Source organism: Ensifer sp. ENS02 (assembly GCF_014851885.1).
GTDB classification, from domain to species: Bacteria; Pseudomonadota; Alphaproteobacteria; order Rhizobiales; family Rhizobiaceae; genus Ensifer; species Ensifer adhaerens.
Map to the genome: position 1 here is coordinate 1 of NZ_JACVAO010000049.1, position 2641 is coordinate 2641.

General features: G+C 61.8%; 2 protein-coding genes. Both read left to right on the plus strand.

Annotated features, from left to right (window positions below; translation table 11 throughout):
* Nucleotides 1–213 precede the first annotated feature (213 nt).
* Nucleotides 214–1698: an IS21 family transposase gene (istA, locus tag IB262_RS35325; protein ID WP_162732004.1), complete on the plus strand. Its 1485-nt coding sequence runs from the start codon at nt 214–216 to the stop codon at nt 1696–1698.
* Nucleotides 1695–2591, plus strand: a complete 897-nt coding sequence (istB, locus tag IB262_RS35330; protein ID WP_113081089.1) for an IS21-like element helper ATPase IstB — start codon at nt 1695–1697, stop codon at nt 2589–2591. The genes istA and istB overlap by 4 nt, the downstream gene beginning before the upstream one ends.
* Nucleotides 2592–2641 lie beyond the last annotated feature (50 nt).

The window sequence follows — 2641 nt, forward strand, 5'->3', positions numbered from 1 at the left end:
TGCGCGGCGACAAACAAGGTGAGATTCAGCGTCAATCAGGATGAGACTCGGCGGCGGGGGTGTGACGAAGGGAGGGCGTAGCCCGACCGGAGTTACACCCCCGCCGCGGCGCAATTTTTAGGCGTCTCATGATCGCGGTCGGCCCGCTACGGTGGCGGTTTTCTGGAATGGAGAACCACCTTTGTGCCGGGTCGCCATGTAACCGATCATCAGATGAGATTATTCATGAAGTACCGACAAACGCATTCTGTTGAGGTCGCCGCCGCGAAGGCGTCGATCAGCCGGGCGACGGCGTTCCGCATGGAGAAAGAGCAGCGCCTTCCGTCGCAGAACAAGCCGCCGCGCGGTCGGCGTCGTCCCGATCCGCTTGAGCATATCTTTGATGCGGAGGTCGTTCCGCTCCTCAAGGCCGCTCCCGGCATTCGCGCGGTCGCCATTTACGACGAGATGCTGCGGCGTCATCCGGAGCTGCCCGAAGGCATTCGCCGCACACTTGAGCGGCGCATTCGGTCCTGGCGGGCCGTTCACGGTGAGGCACAGGAGGTGATCTTCCGCCAGACGCATGAACCCGGCCGGCTAGGGTTGTCGGATTTTACCGACATGGGCAGCCTCAGCGTGACGATCGCCGGCCAGCCGCTCGACCATCTGCTTTATCACTTCCGGCTGGTCTGGTCGGGCTTCGAACACGCCCATGTCATCCTTGGCGGTGAAAGCTTCGTCGCCTTGGCGGAGGGACTGCAGAATGCCCTGTGGTCGGTCGGCGGTTCGCCGCTCTATCACCGCAGCGACAGCCTGTCGGCTGCCTTCCGCAACCTCGACGCCGATGCCAAGGTCGATCTGACAAACCGCTATGAAGACCTATGCGCTCATTACCGGATGACGCCGACGCGCAACAACAAGGGCGTCGCTCACGAGAACGGCTCAATCGAAAGTTCCCACGGCCATCTCAAGAACGCAGTCCGCGATGCACTCCTGATGCGCGGCACCCGAGACTTCGACGATCTCCGCTCCTACCGCGCCTTCATCGACGAGATCGTCAGCCGCCGCAATGCCGCACATGGCAAGCGCATCGATGCCGAGCGCCCGCATCTGCAGGCACTTCCCGAGCGCCGCACCACCGACTTCGAGGAGGTGGTCGTCACCGTGTCGCGCACCGGCGGCTTCGCCTTGCGCAAGGTCTTCTACACCGTCCCCTCCCGTTTGATCGGCCACCGGCTGCGTGTGCGTTTGTTCGACGATCGCCTCGACGTCTTCGTCGGCGGCACGCATCTGCTGACGTTGCCACGCGGTCGCGCCGACGCGAGCGGCAGGCATGACCAGGTCGTCAACTATCACCACGTCATCCACTCTCTGCGCAAAAAGCCCATGGCGCTTCTCAACCTGGTCTATCGCGACAAGCTCTTTCCCCGGCCGGAATATCGAAGGGCTTTCGACGCTCTCATCGAGCAACTGCCTGACCGGCAGGCTTGCAAGATCACCGTCGAATTGCTGGCCCTGGCGCATGATCGCGGTTGCGAGCGTGAACTGGCCGAGGAGCTTGCCAGAACGCTCGACGCCCGCAAACTGCCCGACCTGATGGCCTTGAGAGCCATCTTCGGCCCGGACCCGGATCAGTTGCCGACCGTTCATGTGCAGCTCGCATCGCTCAATAGCTATGAAGCCCTGATGGGGTCTGCTTATGCGGGAGAGGCCGCATGAAAAACGTCCACAACAGCATCGACGAAGCCCGCCTCGGCATCATGCTCAATGAACTGAGGCTGCCGACAATCAAAACGCTGTGGCCGCAATTTGCCGAACAGGCCGATCGTGAAGGGTGGCCCGCGGCTCGCTTCCTCTCCGCTATCGCCGAACACGAGCTGGCTGAACGGGCGCATCGCAGGATCGAACGTCACCTCGCCGAGGCGCATCTGCCGCCGGGAAAGACGCTCGAGAGCTTCGCTTTCGACGCCGTGCCCATGGTCTCCAAGGCCCAGGTCATGGCGATTGCCGCCGGCGATAGTTGGCTCGCCAAAGGTGCCAATATCCTGTTGTTCGGTCCGCCGGGAGGCGGAAAGAGCCATCTCGCCGCCGCCATTGGCCTCGCACTGATCGAGAACGGTTGGCGGGTGCTGTTCACGCGCACGACAGACCTCGTCCAGAAGCTGCAGGTCGCACGGCGTGAGCTCCAGCTCGAATCCGCCATCGCAAAGCTCGACAAGTTCGATCTGCTCATCCTCGACGATCTGGCCTACGTCACCAAGGACCAGGCCGAAACCAGCGTGCTCTTCGAACTCATCTCCGCAAGATATGAGCGGCGTTCCATCATGATCACCGCCAATCAGCCCTTCGGGGAATGGAACCGCGTCTTTCCGGACCCGGCCATGACGCTTGCGGCGGTGGACCGACTTGTTCATCACGCAACGATCTTCGAAATGAACGTCGAAAGCTATCGGCGACGTTCCGCCATGGAAGCCAAACGCCAGCGCGGCAGACCTGCCGCCTTCGCGACAATTAAAAGTGCTTCCCAGATTGTCGCGGAGCGGCAATCAGAACACGATGAGACCCTTGCCAGCGACAATCAGCATGATACCTTCATGCCGACCGCGACATAAGAGTCTCATCCAGATTGTCGCCGCCGTCTCATCCTGATCGCCGCGCTATA